The following is a 17,979-nucleotide window of genomic DNA, read 5'->3' as shown; positions in this document are numbered from 1 at the left end:
GGTGCAGCCGTCGCTTACGCGAGGCGCCGGAAGGACTTCATCGAGCGGTCAGCGCGCAAGAACCGCGCCAACCACGGATACGCGAGCATGACCAGGACCGCATTGTACACCGCTCTCGGGAGCACGGCCTGGACCAGCGAGGCCCAGAAGGCCGGGCCGACACCGAGGATGGTGACGACCAGCAGGTAGGCGAAGTCGGCGAGCAGGCCGGCGATGATCGCCACAGTGACCGGCGCGAGCCAGCCTTCGGCAAAGAGGTTCTCCTGCAGCATGCCAGCCGTGTAGCCGGTGATCGAAAGCACGAGCGCCCACGCACCAACAGGTCCAGTGGACAGGAAGTCGAGAAGCAATCCTGCCACGAAGCCAGCGACCGCCCCGGCCGACGGGCCCTCTACAAACGACAGGGTGATCACGACAAGAAGCAGGATGTTCGGGATCACGTTCCCGATCGCGATATGCGGAGCGAGCATGACCTGCAGCACGAGTGCCGCGGCGAGCGCGCCGATCGTCGCCCACCAGCGCTTCACTCGACCTCACCCGACCCGGCATCGGCGGCAAAGCCCACGAGGATGAGCACCTCTTCGATACGGTCGACCGGCACACGGGACTCGACGGTGACATCCGGATAGAGCTCGCCGCGCTTGTCGCTCACCGCGACGATGTCCCCGACCACGATACCCGCCGGATAGACGCCGCCCAGACCGCTCGTGAGTACGACATCGCCCTCGACCGGGACCAGGGCCCGGTCGATGAAGTCCAGCGACAACGCCCCGCTCACCGAGCCGCGGATCACGCCGGTGGCACGCGTCGACTGCACGAGCGCGGCAACGCCGCTCTGCTGGTCGGTTAGGAGGCGGACGGTACACGCATTGGGAGACACCTCGGCGACCTGGCCGACGAGACCCTGCGCAGCGATGACCGGCATGCCGGGCTGCACGCCGTCGTTCGAGCCGCGGTCGAGCTGGATCACGCCCTCCCAGATGCTCACCGGGCGTCGGATGACGTTCGCGCCGAGCCGGGCAAGGTCCTGACCCTCGGCGAAGGCGACGAGTTCGCGGAGCCGCTCGTTTTCCTGACGCGCCTCCTCGAGCTCGGCGAGCCGGGCACGCAGCTCCTCGTTTTGCTCCTCGAGCGCCGTGAGGCGCTCGCGCGACGCGCCGAATCCCTCGAGCCAATCGCCGAAGTTCCGGAACGGACTGGTGATCGCGGTCCCGAGACGCGCGATCGGGGCGGTCACCTCGATCGTGACGCCACGCGCAGTGTGAAGCGGTCCGGAGTCGCCTTCTCTGAAGTACACCGTCACCATCACGAGGGACAGCACGATGAGCACTATGAGCAATCGAGGGTTACCGCGCTTCGGCTCAGGCTGCCCTATCCGCATACGACCGGCCTCCGCCGCTACCGTGAGACGGTCAGGACCTTCTTGAGGACGTCGATCTCCTCGAGGGCCTGAGCCGAGCCGAGCACGACGTTGATGAGCGCGTTCTCGGAGACATGCACAGGCATGCCGGTCTCGAAGCGGAGGCGCTCGTCAAGCGCGCGGAGCAGCGCTCCTCCACCCGTGAGCACGATCCCGTACTCCATGATGTCGCTCGAAAGCTCCGGCGGCGTCTTCTCGAGCGTACCTTTGATGGCCTGGATGATCGCCATCGTGGGCTCCTCGATCGCGACCCGGATCTCCTCGGAAGAAACCTGGAACGTCCTCGGCAGGCCGGTCAGGAGGTCGCGGCCGCGGACTTCGACATCGAGCTCCTCGGCGAGCGGATACGCCGACCCGATCTCGAACTTGATCTCCTCGGCCGTACGCTCGCCGATGAGGACGTTGTACTCCTTCTTGATGTGGGCGATGATCGCCTCGTCGAATTCGTCTCCGCCGATGCGGATGGACTGCGCCACCACGATCCCGCCGAGCGAGATGATCGCGACCTCGGTCGTGCCGCCTCCGATGTCGACCACCATGTTGCCGGTCGGCTCCTGGATGGGCAGCCCCGCCCCGATCGCAGCGGCCATCGGCTCCTCGATGAGGTACGCGCTCCGCGCGCCGGCCTGCATCGTGGCTTCGAACACCGCGCGCTTCTCGACCTCGGTCACGCCCGACGGCACGCAGACAACCACGCGCGGCTTGGGCTGCCAGGGGAAACGCTTCACGCGAGTCTTGTTGATGAAGTAGCGGAGCATCGCCTCGGTGACCTCGAAGTCGGCGATGACGCCGTCTTTGAGGGGCCGGATGGCGACGATGCTGCCGGGGGTGCGGCCGAGCATGCGCTTGGCGTCGACGCCTACGGCGAGCACACGCTTAGTATCCCGCTCGACCGCAACGACCGACGGCTCGATGAGCACGATGCCGCGACCGCGCACGGACACGAGGGTGTTGGCGGTGCCAAGATCGACCGCCATGTCCCCGCCCCACGAGTCGAAGAACATATCGATGAGCGACAAGTCGCTTGCTCCCTTCAACGGCGGTCGGGGCACATTGGCCCGTCGCCCGCCGGCAAGAACGAGGTCCGTGCGGGCGCGCCACTAAGACGCGGTTCTCCCGCACACCGCGTGAAGTGTACCAGACTGAGCAGGCCGCGGCACCCTCTGCAGAGGTTTCGGTTCCGCAACCCCGCAGGTGGCGGGCGGTATCGGTCACATCAGACCGAGGTCGCGAAAGCTCGCATGCTCGCCCGAATCGCCGATGACCACATGGTCGAGCACCTCGATCCCAAGCACGTCTCCGGCCTTCACCAATCGGCGCGTGAGCTGGATGTCGGCGCCCGAGGGGGTTGGGTCCCCACTCGGGTGGTTGTGAACCACAACGACGGAGGCCGCCGAGAGCCTTACGGCCTCCTTGAAGAGTTCCCGAGGGTGCACGATCGAGGCGTTCAGACTGCCCACCGACACCTCGATGACGCGGATGAGCTGGTTCCTCGTGTTGAGCGCAAGTGCCCAGAAGTGCTCCCGGTCCGAACCGCGGAACTGCGACGCGCACAGGCGGACCACATCCTCGGCGCGCGTGACGTACGGTCGGGGCGCGGACCCACGGGCGGATGCGCGCCGACTCAGCTCGAGACAGCCCAGGAGCCGCGCGGCCCCGGCGGGACCCACACCCTCGTAGCCGACGAGGTCCTCCGCACTCAGGCGCCACAGCCCGTCGGGGATCGGATGCCGCTCCAGCACGCCTCTGCCGATACCGTCCTCGCGGGTGCCCAGGACGAGCGCGACGAGCGCGGCATCGGACACTGCACCAGCCTGGCCGCACAACACAAGATCGCGCGCGTGAGAACGCTCCGCAACAAGTCGCGGTGCCACCGGTCACTCCTCCCGATCGAGCCTACCCCATGCGGAGACGGGAGACCGCGACCAGGGCGAGGTGGCCCACGAGTGCGCCGAGGATGAGCGCGAGGAGCACAGACAGCGGTGCGAGCGAGAGAACGACTCCCGAGCCAAGCAGACCTGCGGCGATGGTGAACTGGGCGATCACATGCGCGGCGGAGCCGGCGGCGGACCACCCCACGGGGGACGTGCCTGTCGCGTACCGGGACAGCGCACCCATGACTGCGAGAGACGCAAGTGCTCCCGCGCCCGCCATGAGCGATGCGGGGCCGAGCAGCGTGCCGGTCGCGAGTCCGACGATGCCGACGCGGCCGAGGCTGACGATAGTCGCCGCACGCATACCGAGCGCCGCAAGGGCCACGACCACCGCGATGTTCGCGAGGCCGAGCCGAAGCCATGGCACCACCGGCAGACCGGGCAGGGCTGCTTCAACCAGGCCGAGCACGCATGCCGAGGCGAGCAGCGCTGAAGTGACCGCTACACGACGCGAAGGCGAGATGACGATCCCGCCCGGCGCGTCAGCGTATGCGAGCGTCGAGGCCATCGCGGTCGGCACCCCCCACTCGAACGATGACGCGGTTTGGAACGCATGCGATGACCGAGCCGGCCGCCGTGACCGCGCCCGTTCGCACGCACGTCTGATCGGGACAACCGGACTCGGTCACGCTCACCGCGCCGCTTTCGATGCGAACGGTCACGCTGCCCGTCGCACCGGCTATCTCATACTCCGCATCCTCGGCGAGCGAGACGACCGTCTCGCCGGCCGGGCAGGTGATCGTCACACGGTCTGCATCGTCGGTCGCCGCTGCCGAAGCGAGCGGCCAGAGCGCCACCGTGACGAGCGCCAGAATGCCGATGACGATCCGGTCCGCGCGGGTCATGCGTCAGGCACCCACCTCGACCGGCTCGGCCGGTTCGGCCAACTCGGCCGTCGTGCCGGGACCTGCACCATCGGCGGCCTTGACGTCGATCGCGCTATCACGCCCGTACAGGTCGATGCACTTCTGTGGGCACACCTCCACGCACGTCCCGCAGCCCGTGCACTTCTCGTAGTCGACAACGGCGAGCATGTCGATCACGTGTATCGCATCGCTCGGGCACTCGCGCTCGCACTTCTTGCAGGCGATGCAGCACATCGAGCAGTTGGCCTTGCGGCCCTTCACCTTGTCGTGCGCGTTGCAGCGCACCACGACCGGCGCGGCCTCCGGAACGAGCTCGAGCAGCGAGATCTGCCCGCGCGGACACTCCTTGACGCAAATTCCGCATCCGGTGCACCGATGCACGTCGATGACGGGGAGCCCACGCTCGTCCATCGAAATCGCCCCGAACGGACACGCACGCTGGCAGTCGCCGAACCCGATACACCCGGCAGCACAGGCGAGCGGTCCGCCAGCCAGACGGTTCGCCGCGGCACATGACATGACACCGACATACGTGTACGCCCGGACCGCGTTCGTCCCGCCGCCGCAGTGCCGGGCCGAGATCACAGCGACTGCGACACAACTCTCGGCCCCTATGATCAGCGCGATGGCGTCCGCCACCTTCTGACCGCCGGCAACGCACGAATTGACGGGCTTCTCGCCCATGGCGATACCCTCGGCGGCCGCGAAACACGATGCGTTGCCGCAGGCGCCGCAGTTCGAGCCCGGCAGCGCGGCGGCGACCGCCTCTACGCGAGGATCGACTTCCACGTGGAAGCGTTTCGCCGCGGTCGCGAGCACCGCGGACGTACCCAGGCCGATAACCGCAAGTGCACCCATCGCCTTTGCTATGAGCATGAAGTCCACGTTGCTACCTCACAGACCGAACCAGCCGGACATGCCAACATACGCAAGCGACAGCATCCCTGCAGCGATGAACGCGATCGGGCTTCCCTTGAACAGCCTCGGTACGGGAGCCAGGTCGAGACGCTCGCGCAGTGCCGCGAAGGTCACGAGCGCGAACCCGAACCCGACAGAAACGCCCAGCGTATAGATGAGCGCCTCGCCGAGACTGAGCGACGCGCCGAGGGCGATGTTCATCTTGAAGAAGCCCGGCTTCGCGGCCTCAGTGGCGGTCGCCAGAACGGCACAGTTCGTGGTGATGAGCGGCAGATAGATGCCCATCGCCCGGTAGAGCACGGGACTCGCCTTGCGCAGGTACATCTCCACGAACTGCACGAGCGACGCGATGATGAGAATGAACGCGGGGATGTACAGGAACTCGCCCACCCCTAGTGGCTGGAGGACGAACTCCCACACTGCCCAGGTTGCGCTCGATGCCATCATCATGACGAACACCACCGCGAGGCTCATCCCGATCGACGTGTCCATGTTGCCCGACACGCCGAAGAAGGGGCACAAGCCGATGAACCGTGTGAGCAGGATGTTGTTGACGAGGGCCGCACCTATGAAGAGCAACGCCAGCTGGCTGACCGTGCTCATGCCGACCCCTCCTTCCTGGCCTCGAAACGGTCGTTGATCCATCGCGCTCCGGCGATCATGAACGCGAAGACGAAGAACGCGCCCGGGAACAGCAGGAGGAGGCTCGGCGGAGCGTAGCCGGAAGGCAGACTCACGAGCGTCGCGTCAAACCAGACGATTCGACCGGTGCCGAACAGCTCGCGTATGACAGCGAGCAGCGAGATCACGATCCAGTAGCCTGTGCCCATCCCGAGCCCGTCGGCGATCGAAAGCCCGACTCCGTTTCGGTAGGCGAATGCCTCGGCACGACCGAGGATGATGCAGTTCACGACGATCAGCGGGATCCAGATGCCGAGCACCTGATACACGCTCGGCACGTACGCCTTCATGACGAGGTCCACGATCGTGACGAACGACGCGATCACCACGATGAAGATCGGAATGCGCACCTGATCGGGAATCGCGCGCCGGAACATCGATACGAGCACGTTGCTCATCGTAAGCACGAAGATCACGGCCAGGCCCATGAAGAGCGCATTCTGGAACTGCGTCGAGACGGCGAGCGTCGCGCACAGTCCGATCATGAGCACCGTGAGGGGATTCTCGATGCTGAGACCCCGGCGGAACACGCTCAGCCACTCGCTCATTCGGACCCTCCCTCCACGTCGCTCAAGACCTCCGCATACACACGCCCCGCTGCCGCAACACCGTTGCGAACGCCGTTGGACGAGCGAGTCGATCCGCTGATCGCGTCGAGCGCGCGAACATCAGCGTCGGTGAATCCGCCCGACAGACCGGCGAACTGCTCCAGGAACCACTTCTCGCTTTGCACCTTGGTCCCCAGTCCCGGCGTCTCATTCATAGACAGGATGGTGACGCCCGTAGTTGAACCCGATGTATCCAGACCTATAACCAGGACCATTCCGCCGCCGTAACCGCGCGAATTCACCTTCACTGCCCAGCCGATGGGAGTGTCGCCCTCGATGGCCTGGAACATGTCGACGACCTCGACCTCGCCCGCCGCGTCTCCTGCGGCGGTGATGAGCCCCGGGTCCTCGACCCGCTCGAATCCATCTGCATCGGGTTGCACGACTTGGAGGGCACGCTCCTCGGCCAGCCGGTCCTGCTCGGCGATGCGAGGCGCCGTGAGTCCGTAGGTGAGGGACAGCCCCGTAGCGGCCACGATGCAGGTCACGAGCACTGGCATGATCAGCTTCAGCGGACTAGTCATTGCTCTTCACCCACCCGAAGGTACGCGGCCGCGTGACGCGATCGATCAGCGGTGCCAACCCATTCATGAACAGGATGGCGAACGTGGTCGACTCGGGCATGGGGCCGATGAAGCGACCGAGCGCGTTGAACAGCCCGCACCCGACTCCGTATACCAGGCGCCCGGTCTTCGACATCGGAGACGAGACGTAGTCTGTCGCCATGAAGAAGGCGCCGAGCATCACCCCGCCGGCCAGGATGTGGAACACCGGATCCGAGCCGAATGCCCACGACGCCAACGCCATCGTCCCGATGTAGCCTGCGGGAATGCGCCAGTCGATGATGCCCCTCACGATCAGTACAAGACCTCCGAGGATCAGCAGCACCGCGGAGACCTCGCCAAGCGAGCCCTCGAGGTTCTTCAGCAGCAGCGGCTGGTACTGGGCGGCCAGGTCGAACCCGTACGCCCCGGAGGCCGCGCGGTCCGCGGCCGCCACCGCAAGCCTCGTGGCGCCTGAGATCGCGTCATATCCCTCGGCCGTCACGTCCGGCAGCGCGCGGAACCACCCGCGCTCGGGTGCTGTCGCCAGCACGCCGGCCCACGACAGCGTCACGAATGCGCGGCCTACCAGTGCGGGATTGAACAGGTTGTGACCAAGCCCGCCGAAGATCATCTTCCCGAGGCCGATGGCAACGAGCGCGGCGGCTGCGGCCATCCACCAGGGCGTCCGCGGCGGTAGGCTCATCGCGAGCAGGAGGCCGGTCACCAGTGCGCTGCCGTCGAGTAGCGTCTGCGGCTTGCGCGCGATCCGATTCCAGAGCGCCTCGGTCACGAGGGAGACCCCGATGGTGACCGCGAAAAGCTGGAGGGCCACAAGACCCATCGTCACGATCGCCCAGAGTGCCGAAGGCACCAGCGCCGCGACGACCCAGAGCATGATGCCCGGGCACGTCTCCTTGGAGGTGATGTGCGGCGAAGGGCCGACGATGCGCGCGGAAAGGGGTTCGCTCATGACTTCACCCCCTTCGCCATCGCTGCGGCCTTGGCAAGGCGGATGAGCTGCAGCAGCGGGCGTTTCGTCGGACAGACGTACGAGCACACGCCACACTCGATGCAATCGAGGACGTTGCGCTTTGCGGCCGCGTCCCACATGCGCCGGTCGGCGAACGTGGCGAGCGCGTAGGGCTCGAGCCCCATCGGACAGGTTTGGGGGCAGCGGCCGCAGCGCATGCACGGCTGATCGTCGGCGATCGCGGGTGCCGCCATACCCTTCGGCACCGCCACAATGCCTGACATGCCCTTCGTGACCGGTACGTCGAGAGAGCCGAGCGCCATGCCCGTCATCGGGCCGCCGGAGATCACGCGCTCCACGTCGCCGACAAGCCCGCCGGCCGTCTCGATAAGCTCGCTCACGAGCGTGCCGAGAAGCACGCGGTAGTTGCCGGGACGCGCCACCGAGCCGGTCACTGTCACGATGCGTTCAGTGAGCGGCTTGCCGGTCTCCAGCGCATCGGCGATCGCCACGGCTGTGGCGACGTTGTGCACGAGCACACCGGCCGCGGACGGAAGCTTGCCGTGAGGAACCTCCGTCTTCAGCAGCGCGTAGATGAGTTGCTTCTCAGCACCCTGCGGATACCTTGTGGGGAGAGCCACGACCTCGATGGTGTCGTCGGCGGCCGCGCGCAGCGCCTCGAGGGCGTCCGGCTTGTTCGACTCCAGGGCGATGATCACGCGCTTGGCCCCGATGATCTCGCGCACGTGCTTCGCGCCCGCGATCACCCGCTCCGGCTGCTCGAGCATCAGACGATGGTCGCAGGTGAGGAACGGCTCGCACTCGCAGCCGTTCAGGATCACCGTGTGCACGTCTGCGTCCTTGGGCGGCGTGAGTTTGACCACGCTCGGGAACGTCGCCCCTCCCATGCCCACGATGCCCGCTCCGCGGACCCGCGCACGCGCGTCGCCCGTGTCCGGCACCGGGACGAAGGACTCAAGTTCTTGCGCCTCGTCTGCGTCGATCACGACGGCCTTAACCGTCATGCCTGCGGCGGTCAGCGTGGTGCCGACCTCGGCGACAGTCCCGTTGACCGGGCTATGGACGGGTGCCGAGACCATGGCCTCGATGTCCCCGATCACCTGACCGCGCGAAACGCGGTCGCCCACAGCGACAGTCGGGACGCACGGCGCCCCCAGGTGCTGACTCATCGGAACGACGAGACGCGCCGGTACCGGCGCCCACTCTACCGCCGATCCCGCAGTCGCCTCCTTGTGCCCAGGTGGATGTACACCACCCCTGAACACGGCTCTTCCCACGTGCACCCCTCTCGGACTTCGACAAATCACCGGCGTGTGCGTATGAGTGACAAGAGTTCTGCGCCCAAGCGCGATTCCCTGCATACGCGTACCGGCCGCTTCCCGCGGCCGGTGCTCAACATCACACGATCATGACCGCACCGAGCGGCCGGAATACTCCTTATCCGAAGAAGATCGCGATCTCGCGCTCGGCGCTCTCGGGAGAGTCCGACCCGTGCACGATGTTCGCGTCCAGCGTGAGGCCGAAGTCCCCGCGGATGGTGCCCGGCGCGGCGTCCTTCGGATTGGTGACTCCCATGAGCTTGCGGACCACCGAAACGGCTTCGGGACCGGACAGGACCATCTTCACGACAGGGCCTGAGGTGATGTAGGCGACCAGCCCGTCGTAGAACGGCTTGCCCTCGTGCTCTCCGTAGTTGGCCGCCGCCTGTTGGGGGGTCACCATGCCGAGCTCAAGACGCTCAACGACCAGACCCACGTCCTCGAAGCGGCCGACGATGCGGCCGACAAGGCCGCGTGCAACGGCATCCGGCTTGATCATGCAGTACGTTCTCTGGCTCACGCGCACTCCTTCATACGGACTGTCTGCGGTTCGGAACACTCTGCCCCAACGCTTCGCGCCACGCAACACCCGGGCGCGCATCGTTCGAACGGCCGAATCAGACGCCACCGTCCATCGAGTTGAACGAGGTCGAGACCCCGTTGACCTTCCATCCAACGCCCTCTCGGGCAAGCGAGATCTGGTACGTCACGACGCCCCCGCGCTCGAGCGTCACCGTCACCTCGACCTGAGAGGTACGCGCCGACCGCTCCACACCGCTGATCGCGTACGATACCCACTCGGTGGGCAGGCTCGACATCGCCTTCTCCACGTCGGTGGACGGCACGGCCACCCAGTACGAGGTCACGTCGTCACCGTCGGCATACGCCTCGAGGACTCCGTTGACCGTCATCTGCTGGGTCGGGTAGCCGAGTCCGTACAGGTACGCGCCGATGAGCGCGCCTGCCACCACGACCGCGAGCGCGAGCCAGAGCACGACGCTCAGCCATACTGGCCGCTTCGGCGGCCGCTCGCGACGCTCACGACGCCGTGCATCACGGTCCGCTACCTTCATCTCGGCGTCGGTGATCGTGAAGAAGCGTGACTCCTCCTCGTCGCCGTCCTCGGGGAACTTGAGGGCACGCGACGTTACGACCGGCGGCATCTCCCCGGTCGTCCAGCCCTCCACGCGGTCTGGCGTCTCCGGCTGCGTGCCGAGCGTCGCCGCACTCGCCCGGTAGGCAGCATCCAGCTTGGACGACAGCTCAAAGCCGAACTCGTCCCGGGCGCGCTCGAATGACGCCACCGCCCGGTCGTGCATGCCGAGGGCCGCATATGCCATGCCGAGGTTGGCGGCCGCGCGTCCACGGCCCTTGTAACCCGGGAGATCGACCGCTGCCCGGTACGCCTCTACCGCGTCCTCCGGCCGGTCGAGCGCCACGAAACACAGGCCGAGGTTGTTGAGCGCCTTGCCCGGATCGGGGTTGCCGCTGTCGAGCGCCGCCTGACGATAGGCCTCGGCGGCGTCCTCGATCCGGCCCATCTGGTAGTAGGCTCCCGCGACGCCCTGCAGCGCCTTGTATCGCGCCGCGTATGCGGGAGCCTCAAGCGAGCGTTGGAAGGCCCGCGCCGCCTCGTCGTACGTGCCGAGCGACGCTTTCGCCGTGCCGAGATTGCACGACACGGTCGCCGCATCGGGGTAGTCGTCGTCCTGCAGGGCCCGGTCGTAGACGGCACAGGCGTCATCCAGCCGCTTGAGCTTCATGAGCGCATTGCCCGCGCGGTGGAACGCGTATCCGCTTCCCTGGATCTCGCCGGCGGCTGCACCAAGGTACTCCCGCGCCGCCGTCGTCCAGTCCCCGGCCGCATACGCGGCTTCAGCGACTTCGAGACGAGTCTGGTCCAAGACCGTTCCCCCTTCTAGCGCTGGATGGTCACGGACTCGATCACGTCGCCCACTTCGATGGACATGACCACGTCCATCCCCTCGGTGACCCTGCCGAACACCGTGTACTGCCCGTCGAGCGAAGGCTGCGGGGCGAGGCAGATGTAGAACTGCGAACCCGCCGAGTCGACGTCGCGCGCACGCGCCATCGCCAGCGTTCCGGTCTCGTGCTTGCGCGCGTTGAACTCGGCCTTCTGAGTCCAGCCCGGCCCGCCGGTGCCGGCACCGCCGACACCCGACTTGACCTGCTCGACGGTGAGATCGGCCGTGAGCGGATCGCCACCCTGAGCGACGAAGCCCGGCACCACCCGGTGGAACTTGAGGCCGTTGTAGAAGCCCGCGTCAGTCAGCTCGATGAAGCTCGCGACGGTGTTCGGCGCATCCTGGGGATAGAACTCGAGCGTGATAGTACCTTTGGATGTCTGGATGACGGCCGTTTCCGTGCCGGTCACCTGGACGGGAGAGACGTGCATGGGCTCCTCCTCGTAGACGGCCGCCGCTTCCTCGGAGGTCTCCGAGGGCGACAGCGCGCTGTCATGTACCTGATCCGATCCAGCGTCTGTTGTGGCTTCGGGAGCGCACTGCGTCGCCAGGAACGCGATCACGACGGCTGCGACGACGAGCGCCGCGATCACGATGACGAGGGACGTTCTCTGCTTCACGCGACCTCCACGAGACGACGGGACGATTCTGCCGCGAGACGCGCCGCGGCCGTCCCATTCTAACAGTGAGCGGGACGCACGTCAGTGCCGCCGGAACCCCCTGTCACACCCGGTCCTTGTGCTATCGTGTGCATCACGCCGACGGCCTCCCGGCCCCTCGGCGCACCGCGTGAACCGGGCCCCTCGTCGGACCGCTGTCGCGCTCAGCCGCGACATACGCGCGCCCGTCCGAGACCGGCCCGTCCGGTATCCGACGCGCGTCGCACGAGGAGGCGGTGCTCATGGGAGCGTCCAGCACGGAGAACGTCCGCAACGTCGTCCTGCTTGGCCATGGAGATTCCGGCAAGACATCACTCGCCGAGGCGATGCTCTTCATGGCGGGACAGACCAAACGCCTCGGTAGCGTTGTCGACGGCCATTCGAACCTCGACTACGAGGCCGAAGAGGTCCGTCGCAAGATCACCCTCAATCTCTCGATGGCGCCGGTTGAGCACGAGGGCGTCAAGATCAACGTGATCGACACCCCCGGCTACGCGGACTTCCTCGGAGACGCGATCGCCGGCATGGAGGCCGCCGAGATGGCGCTGTTCGTGGTGGACGCGGTCGCCGGTCCCCAGGTACAGACGCGCAAGCTTTGGAAGCTCGCCACTCAGATGGGCATCGCCAAAGCGGTGTTCATCAACCGCTTGGACAAGGAGCACGCCGACTTCCAGGCGGCGATGGACGGCCTGGTGAAGGCGTTCGGACACCGCGTGGGCGCCGTGCAGCTACCGCTTGGCGCCGAGGCCGACTTCCGCGGCGTCGTGGACATCATCCGCATGAAGGCGTACCACCACGAGGACGACAAGGAAGAAGTCCTCGATATCCCGGCAGATATGACCGACGCAGCCGAGGCCGCCCGCGACAAGTTGTGCGAGCTCGTCGCCGAGGCCGATGACGAGCTGATGGAGAAGTACCTCGAGGGCGAGCGACTGACGCAGGAAGAGCTCGAGACCCTGCTCGACAAGGCTATCGCCCAGTCGCTGTTCATCCCGGTGTTCGTGGGCTCAGCCATCACGATGCAGGGCGTCGAGGACCTCATGGACGACATCGTGACCTTCTTCCCGCAACCCACCGCCCACGGCCCGTTGATGACCACCGCCGGCAACGAGGTGCACATCTCGACCACCGGCGACGTAGCCGTACATGTGTTCAAGACCCTCTCGGACCCGTACGTCGGCCGGATGAACTTCGTGAAAGTCGTGTCCGGGACCCTCAAGCCGGGTCAGGAACTCGTGAACTCGCGCACCGGCAAGAAGGAGCGCGTGGCGCACGTGTTCAAGATGATGGGCAAGGAGACCGCCGACATCGATGCCGCGCCCGCCGGCGACATCGCGGTGCTCACCAAGCTCGCCGACACGCTCACCAACGACACGCTCTCGGCCAAGGGAGACGTCGCGTTCGCTCCCCTGCCCCTGCCGGAGCCGCTCTACCCCGTCGCGATCGTCGCCAAGACGAAGGCCGACGAGGACAAGCTCGGCTCGGCCTTGAAGGCGATGGTCGATGAGGACCCGTCGCTCACGATGCGCCGCGACGAGGAGACCCATCAGACGGTCATCACCTCCTACGGCGACGCCGCGATCGACGTGCTGCTCAACCGCCTACGCGACCGCTTCCACGTGGAAGCCGAGACGATCGATATGCGCATCCCCTACCGGGAGACCATTCGGAAGACCGCTCAGGCACAGGGCCGCCACAAAAAGCAGACCGGCGGGTCCGGCCAGTTCGCCGACTGCTGGCTCAGACTCGAACCCAACCCCGGTGGCGGCTACCAGTTCGTCGACGAGATCGTCGGCGGACGCATCTCGAAGCCCTATATCGTCGCGATCGACAAGGGCGTCCAGGACACGATGACCTCAGGTGCCATCGCCGGCTACCCCGTGCAGGACGTGAAGGTCGCCGTGTACGACGGTTCGATGCACGCCGTCGACAGCAACGAGATGGCGTTCAAGACCGCGGCCCGCATCGGCTTCCGTGCCGCCGCCGAGAAGGCCGAACCGGTCATCCTCGAGCCGATCGCAACGCTCACGATCGACGTGCCCGACGAGCACGCCGGTGCGGTCATGGGCGACATCAGCTCGATCCGTGGACGCATCCTCGGCATGGACTCTTCCGAGGCGGGCGTGCAGACGATCCGCGCGCAGGCGCCGTACGCCGAGGTCGTGCACTACTCGCCGCACCTGCGGTCGATCACCAGTGGCACCGGCACGTACGCACTCTCGATCGACAGCTACGAGCAGGTGCCCGGGGACATCCAGAAGAAGCTTGTGGACGATCACCAGAAGGAACGGGCCGAGGGGCACTAGCCCGATCCTGCGAGAAGCGATCGAGAGGCCGGCCCGCGAACGCGGACCGGTCTCTCGTGTGTGTGCTGGCGCCCTCTGTAGGATTCGAACCTACGACCTTCTGCTCCGGAGGCAGACGCTCTATCCCCTGAGCTAAGAGGGCGGGGACGTCCGAGAACAGTAGCACACGCTCCGACGGTTTCCAACCGCTCCCGCGCCCGCTATCCTAGCCCCCAAGGCCCGCGACGACAGGCGATGACGATGACCTCCGGCAAGATGCTTCTCATCGTGAACCCGGCCGCAAAGCACGGCGAGACCGAGACGCTCGTTCCCGCGATCAGGCAGCTTCTGCAGAGCGCCCCGCACGACCTTGTCCTGACGACGCATATGGGTCACGCGGCCGAGCTTGCCGAGTCCGCCAGGGGCTATGACGTGCTCGTCGCCGTCGGCGGTGACGGCACCGTCCACGAGGTGCTGAACGGCATCATGCGGCGCCCCGAGGGCGATCGCCCCGCGCTCGGCCTCATCCCCACCGGAAGCGGCAACGACACGCGCCGGACGCTCGGCATCCCCGCCGATGTGGCCGACGCGACCCTCGCGCTCACCCGCGGCGAGCTTCACCGGTTCGACGTCGGCCTGTGCAACGGCGTCTACTTCAACAACTCGTTCGCGGCCGGTCTCGACGCACGAGTCACCGCGAAGGCAGTCGAGTACAAGTTCACCACCAAGCGGTCGGGACTCTGGCTGTACCTCACCGCTCTGCTGCACGTGCTCTTCCACGAGCTCTACCCGCATCACGTCCGCGTGACCTGGGACGGCGCCGAGCCGGTGGAAGACGACCTCCTCATCGTCGCGGCGACCATCGGCCCCACGTACGGCGGCGGATTCTTCATCACTCCGGATGCGGTGGCCGACGACGGACTCCTCGAAGTCTGCACCATCGACCCACTATCCCTTCCGGGCGCGCTCGTCCGGCTCCCCTTCGTGATCTTCGGCAAACACACGAAGTTCAAGGTCGTACAGATGTCGCGACGACGCACGATCGTGATCGAGAGCGACGAGCCGATGCCGGCGCAGCTCGATGGAGAGGTCATGGTGGACCGGCGGTTCGCGATCTCGATCCTGCCGGGCGCCATCGAGTGCGTCGTGCCGAGGAGATGAGCCCTTCGTGAGCGCGACACTCCTCGAGGGCCTCACCATCCAGACCGTGCTCATCGCGCTCGGTGCGCTCCTGGGAGCCTACCTCTTCGGCTCGATCCCCTGGGCATACATCATCGTTCACCTCGTGACTGGAGAGGACGTCACCGAGCACGGCACGGGCAACGTGGGCGCGATGAACGTTCGGCGGACGACCGGGTCGTGGGGCTGGTTCGCCGTCGCGATGCTCGCGGACATCAGCAAAGGCGTTCTCCCGGTGGCTGTGGCGAAGTGGTTCGCGCTCAACACGCTGCTGGTTCCCGTCGGTGTTGCAGCACCGGAACTGCCGGATCCCTCACTCGCGCTCATACCGATGGGCGCGGTGGCCGGCGCCGTTATCGGCCACAACTACTCGTGCTGGATGGCGATCATCAAGCGCCGCTTCGGGCGGACCGGCAAGGGGCTCGCTACCGGCGCGGGCGCCTTGCTTGCGTACGACTGGCGGTACTTCGTCGCAGTCGTCGTCGTCGGACTGCTCACGATCGCCATCACGCGCTACATGATGGCAGGCCAGGTGATCGCGGCCGTCACGCTACCGGTGACCGCGCTGGTGCTTCGCTCGCCCGACTGGTGGTTCGCACTCGTGATGGGCGCGCTGGTGTACCTTGCTCACCACAAACGCTTCATGGGGCTGCTGCGTGGCCAGGAGCCGAAGTTCTACATCAACGACCGCAGCGGGCCGAGGGGCTGACCGCTGACCGATAAGCGAAAGGGCCGGATCCCGTCGGATCCGGCCCTTCGTTTGCGCCGCTTCGGAGCTACTTGAGCGTGATGGCCTCGTTCGGGCACACATCAGCGCAGGTCCCGCACTCGCTGCAGTCATCCGGGCGGGCGAGAATGGCCGTATCCTCAAGGTCGAGGGCGCTCGTGGGGCACTCATCGACGCAGATGCCGCAGGCGGTACACAGATCGGGATCGACAACCGGCTTACCCATTATGTGAATCCTTTCAACGTGACGGTCGTACCGCACCCGTCACGGGGCGGTGCCGTACATGATAACACCCTCTGGCGCGAGGGCTACCGCACCTTATCCATGACCTCGCGGGGGTCCCAGAGGCAGTACGGATACGTGCGATCGGTGAGCACCGAGGAGGCCTTACGCTCGGCGCGGACCCGTTCGAGTGATTCGCGGAGCACCTGCCCCACCGGCTCGAGAAGCGCGGACAGCTGCGCGTTGAGGTCGCGGATGGTCTTGCCGAGCTCTTTGCGGTCAGCGCCCGGTGCCGCGATCGCCGCCACTGCCTCGGCCTTACGCGCCGCAAGCGCCTCTGCCTCGACTCGCTCCGGCGCCGAGTCGAACTCCACCTCGGGCAGCAGCGAGTCCGGATTGTGCTCGAAGCGGTTGACCCGCCGCCCGGCCTCGGCCACGTCCTCGTCGGAGACGACGTGCGCGCCGAGGGGGAGCAGCAGCGTCATCGAGGCGATCGCGAACTGCGGCGGTTCGATGGTGTAGTAGCGTGCGATGACCGCATCGGTGACGCGGTCGTAGCGCCCGCCGCCGGTGCCGTGGACGAACAGATCGGCCACGAACAGGCGCTGGAACAGCGTGAGCGTGAGCGCCTTGGGAGCCAGCAGCAGGTCGTGTCTCTCGAGCGCGCGAGCGGCCGAATCGGTCGTAGCGCCGAGTGCCGCCACGGCCTCGTCGTCGGCGAACAACGTGCCGTCCGAACCCACGCTCACCGCGCGGCGCCGTCCGTCGTCGAGCAGCCAGAACGGCGCCTCGACCCGACCGTCGCGCTCCGCAAGATCCGGGAAGGGCTGCGCCGCCGAGCGCGAACCCGTGCGCGTCCGATACTCCGAGAGCGCATCGTTCATGACCACACGGAAGCGGGAAGCATCGCAGAGCAACGAGGCTGCGAAGGCGCGATACGACGGCAGACGCGACTGCGCCGACGCGAGCACCTCGAGGTACGCGGTCTGCGCGGGTGCTTCGTAGCGGCGACGCGCCGCTGTCATGAGCGTGCCCAGGTCGGTCGCGTCCGGGGCAGCGGCATCGAGCGCGTCACAGAACGTCGAGAAGTGCCGACGAAGCGCCGGCGCCGGCAGCCCCTCAAGCACGGAGATCCCGCTCTCCCGAAAGGCCGCGCGCGTTTCGCCCGTCGGCACGGGTGTCTGCATGTATGCGACGCCCGGGCCGCCTTCGGCGAGCGTCACCTCGCAGACGCGCACCTCGTCGCGCAGGCACGGCACGCGGAGCGCCACCAGCTCGGCGGCGTCGGTGTCGACGACCAGATCGAGCCCGAGCGCGCCGATCTCCTCGGCGAGCCGGTCCACGAGGAAGACCTTGACCCACACGCCCGGGTGGTACAGCTCGGGCTGATGACCGGTCATCACGATCGGGGTCTCCGCCGAGGCCGATTCGCCCGACACGCCGATAGAGCCGCTGAACCGGACCGCTTCGGCAACCGTCTCCGAGCGTGCCTGCTCGCGCAGGGCTCGCAGCGGAGCGGGCCACCCGGCGACCGCGGCTGAGTTGCGCTCCACGAGCTCGTGCCACGTCGAAAACGGAGGCGAGCACAGCACCTCGCCGTGACCCGCTGGCGGCTTCTGGCGTTCGTGGACAGTCATCC

20 protein-coding genes and 1 tRNA gene are annotated in these 17,979 nt (G+C 66.8%); 3 read left to right on the top strand and 18 right to left on the bottom strand.

Going from position 1 to position 17,979, the window contains the following annotated elements; genetic code table 11:
* Positions 1-14: 14 nt before the first annotated feature.
* The 15 genes from mreD to Q7W51_05345 all read right to left on the bottom strand — a co-directional run bounded on the left by mreD (position 15) and on the right by Q7W51_05345 (position 11,698).
* Complete coding sequence (gene mreD / locus Q7W51_05415) at positions 15-527, bottom strand: rod shape-determining protein MreD (protein ID MDO8847806.1); 513 nt, start codon at positions 525-527, stop codon at positions 15-17.
* Positions 524-1,381, bottom strand: coding sequence for a rod shape-determining protein MreC (mreC, locus tag Q7W51_05410; protein MDO8847805.1), 858 nt, complete (start codon positions 1,379-1,381; stop codon positions 524-526). Before mreC ends, mreD begins: the two co-directional genes overlap by 4 nt.
* A gap of 17 nt (positions 1,382-1,398) precedes the next feature.
* The gene (locus tag Q7W51_05405; GenBank protein ID MDO8847804.1) at positions 1,399-2,439 is read right to left on the bottom strand and encodes a rod shape-determining protein; all 1,041 of its coding nucleotides are present in this window, start codon (positions 2,437-2,439) and stop codon (positions 1,399-1,401) included.
* A 192-nt stretch (positions 2,440-2,631) separates the two neighbouring features.
* Positions 2,632-3,294: a DNA repair protein RadC gene (gene radC / locus Q7W51_05400; protein MDO8847803.1), complete on the bottom strand. Its 663-nt coding sequence runs from the start codon at positions 3,292-3,294 to the stop codon at positions 2,632-2,634.
* A gap of 22 nt (positions 3,295-3,316) precedes the next feature.
* On the bottom strand, positions 3,317-3,862 hold the full coding sequence (locus tag Q7W51_05395) for a Gx transporter family protein (protein MDO8847802.1): 546 nt from the start codon (positions 3,860-3,862) through the stop codon (positions 3,317-3,319).
* Positions 3,837-4,199: a NusG domain II-containing protein gene (locus Q7W51_05390; protein MDO8847801.1), complete on the bottom strand. Its 363-nt coding sequence runs from the start codon at positions 4,197-4,199 to the stop codon at positions 3,837-3,839. Before Q7W51_05390 ends, Q7W51_05395 begins: the two co-directional genes overlap by 26 nt.
* A 3-nt stretch (positions 4,200-4,202) precedes the next feature.
* Positions 4,203-5,096 (bottom strand): RnfABCDGE type electron transport complex subunit B, encoded by an 894-nt coding sequence (locus Q7W51_05385; protein ID MDO8847800.1) that lies wholly within the window; start codon positions 5,094-5,096, stop codon positions 4,203-4,205.
* 18 nt (positions 5,097-5,114) lie between these two features.
* Complete coding sequence (locus Q7W51_05380) at positions 5,115-5,741, bottom strand: Rnf-Nqr domain containing protein (GenBank protein MDO8847799.1); 627 nt, start codon at positions 5,739-5,741, stop codon at positions 5,115-5,117.
* Entirely contained in the window at positions 5,738-6,367 is a 630-nt protein-coding gene (locus Q7W51_05375) for an electron transport complex subunit E (protein MDO8847798.1), read from the bottom strand. Before Q7W51_05375 ends, Q7W51_05380 begins: the two co-directional genes overlap by 4 nt.
* Positions 6,364-6,951 (bottom strand): FMN-binding protein, encoded by a 588-nt coding sequence (locus Q7W51_05370; protein MDO8847797.1) that lies wholly within the window; start codon positions 6,949-6,951, stop codon positions 6,364-6,366. Before Q7W51_05370 ends, Q7W51_05375 begins: the two co-directional genes overlap by 4 nt.
* Positions 6,944-7,942: an RnfABCDGE type electron transport complex subunit D gene (locus Q7W51_05365; GenBank protein ID MDO8847796.1), complete on the bottom strand. Its 999-nt coding sequence runs from the start codon at positions 7,940-7,942 to the stop codon at positions 6,944-6,946. The genes Q7W51_05370 and Q7W51_05365 overlap by 8 nt, the downstream gene beginning before the upstream one ends.
* On the bottom strand, positions 7,939-9,228 hold the full coding sequence (gene rsxC / locus Q7W51_05360) for an electron transport complex subunit RsxC (GenBank protein MDO8847795.1): 1,290 nt from the start codon (positions 9,226-9,228) through the stop codon (positions 7,939-7,941). Before rsxC ends, Q7W51_05365 begins: the two co-directional genes overlap by 4 nt.
* Before the next feature lie 172 nt (positions 9,229-9,400).
* Complete coding sequence (ndk, locus tag Q7W51_05355) at positions 9,401-9,802, bottom strand: nucleoside-diphosphate kinase (GenBank protein ID MDO8847794.1); 402 nt, start codon at positions 9,800-9,802, stop codon at positions 9,401-9,403.
* 97 nt (positions 9,803-9,899) lie between these two features.
* Positions 9,900-11,186, bottom strand: a complete 1,287-nt coding sequence (locus Q7W51_05350) for a tetratricopeptide repeat protein (protein MDO8847793.1) — start codon at positions 11,184-11,186, stop codon at positions 9,900-9,902.
* A gap of 14 nt (positions 11,187-11,200) precedes the next feature.
* Positions 11,201-11,698 carry a peptidylprolyl isomerase gene (locus Q7W51_05345; GenBank protein MDO8847792.1) on the bottom strand — a complete coding sequence of 166 codons (498 nt, stop codon included), beginning with the start codon at positions 11,696-11,698 and terminating at the stop codon, positions 11,201-11,203.
* Positions 11,699-12,168: 470 nt separating this feature from the next.
* Between Q7W51_05345 and fusA the strand changes: the two genes are divergently transcribed.
* Entirely contained in the window at positions 12,169-14,232 is a 2,064-nt protein-coding gene (fusA, locus tag Q7W51_05340; GenBank protein MDO8847791.1) for an elongation factor G, read from the top strand.
* A gap of 66 nt (positions 14,233-14,298) precedes the next feature.
* Here fusA and Q7W51_05335 read toward each other — a convergent pair.
* Positions 14,299-14,374: transfer RNA gene (locus Q7W51_05335), tRNA-Arg, on the bottom strand.
* A 98-nt stretch (positions 14,375-14,472) separates the two neighbouring features.
* Between Q7W51_05335 and Q7W51_05330 the strand changes: the two genes are divergently transcribed.
* Both Q7W51_05330 and Q7W51_05325 read left to right on the top strand, forming a co-directional pair.
* On the top strand, positions 14,473-15,372 hold the full coding sequence (locus Q7W51_05330) for a diacylglycerol kinase family lipid kinase (protein MDO8847790.1): 900 nt from the start codon (positions 14,473-14,475) through the stop codon (positions 15,370-15,372).
* A gap of 7 nt (positions 15,373-15,379) precedes the next feature.
* Complete coding sequence (locus Q7W51_05325; GenBank protein ID MDO8847789.1) at positions 15,380-16,099, top strand: glycerol-3-phosphate acyltransferase; 720 nt, start codon at positions 15,380-15,382, stop codon at positions 16,097-16,099.
* A 67-nt stretch (positions 16,100-16,166) separates the two neighbouring features.
* Here the strand turns inward: Q7W51_05325 and Q7W51_05320 are convergent, their stop codons facing one another.
* Positions 16,167-16,343: a ferredoxin family protein gene (locus tag Q7W51_05320; GenBank protein MDO8847788.1), complete on the bottom strand. Its 177-nt coding sequence runs from the start codon at positions 16,341-16,343 to the stop codon at positions 16,167-16,169.
* An 83-nt stretch (positions 16,344-16,426) separates the two neighbouring features.
* Positions 16,427-17,977: a hypothetical protein gene (locus Q7W51_05315; GenBank protein MDO8847787.1), complete on the bottom strand. Its 1,551-nt coding sequence runs from the start codon at positions 17,975-17,977 to the stop codon at positions 16,427-16,429.
* Between the last annotated feature and the right edge of the window lie 2 nt (positions 17,978-17,979).

Source organism: Coriobacteriia bacterium (assembly GCA_030652115.1).
Classification (GTDB): domain Bacteria; phylum Actinomycetota; class Coriobacteriia; order Anaerosomatales; family Anaerosomataceae; genus UBA6100.
The sequence above is the reverse complement of the archived record's forward strand: the minus strand, read 5'-3'. Positions and strand labels throughout refer to the sequence as shown.

Bases quoted from the DNA above. Each gene is read 5' to 3' on its own strand.
- mreC (MDO8847805.1), bottom strand. From the start codon at position 1,381: ATGCGGATAGGGCAGCCTGAGCCGAAGCGCGGTAACCCTCGATTGCTC.
- Q7W51_05395 (MDO8847802.1), bottom strand. From the start codon at position 3,862: ATGGCCTCGACGCTCGCATACGCTGACGCGCCGGGCGGGATCGTCATC.
- Q7W51_05390 (MDO8847801.1), bottom strand. From the start codon at position 4,199: ATGACCCGCGCGGACCGGATCGTCATCGGCATTCTGGCGCTCGTCACG.
- Q7W51_05385 (MDO8847800.1), bottom strand. From the start codon at position 5,096: ATGCTCATAGCAAAGGCGATGGGTGCACTTGCGGTTATCGGCCTGGGT.
- Q7W51_05380 (MDO8847799.1), bottom strand. From the start codon at position 5,741: ATGAGCACGGTCAGCCAGCTGGCGTTGCTCTTCATAGGTGCGGCCCTC.
- Q7W51_05375 (MDO8847798.1), bottom strand. From the start codon at position 6,367: ATGAGCGAGTGGCTGAGCGTGTTCCGCCGGGGTCTCAGCATCGAGAAT.
- Q7W51_05370 (MDO8847797.1), bottom strand. From the start codon at position 6,951: ATGACTAGTCCGCTGAAGCTGATCATGCCAGTGCTCGTGACCTGCATC.
- Q7W51_05365 (MDO8847796.1), bottom strand. From the start codon at position 7,942: ATGAGCGAACCCCTTTCCGCGCGCATCGTCGGCCCTTCGCCGCACATC.
- Q7W51_05345 (MDO8847792.1), bottom strand. From the start codon at position 11,698: ATGCACGTCTCTCCCGTCCAGGTGACCGGCACGGAAACGGCCGTCATC.
- fusA (MDO8847791.1), top strand. From the start codon at position 12,169: ATGGGAGCGTCCAGCACGGAGAACGTCCGCAACGTCGTCCTGCTTGGC.
- Q7W51_05330 (MDO8847790.1), top strand. From the start codon at position 14,473: ATGACCTCCGGCAAGATGCTTCTCATCGTGAACCCGGCCGCAAAGCAC.
- Q7W51_05320 (MDO8847788.1), bottom strand. From the start codon at position 16,343: ATGGGTAAGCCGGTTGTCGATCCCGATCTGTGTACCGCCTGCGGCATC.
- Q7W51_05315 (MDO8847787.1), bottom strand. From the start codon at position 17,977: ATGACTGTCCACGAACGCCAGAAGCCGCCAGCGGGTCACGGCGAGGTG.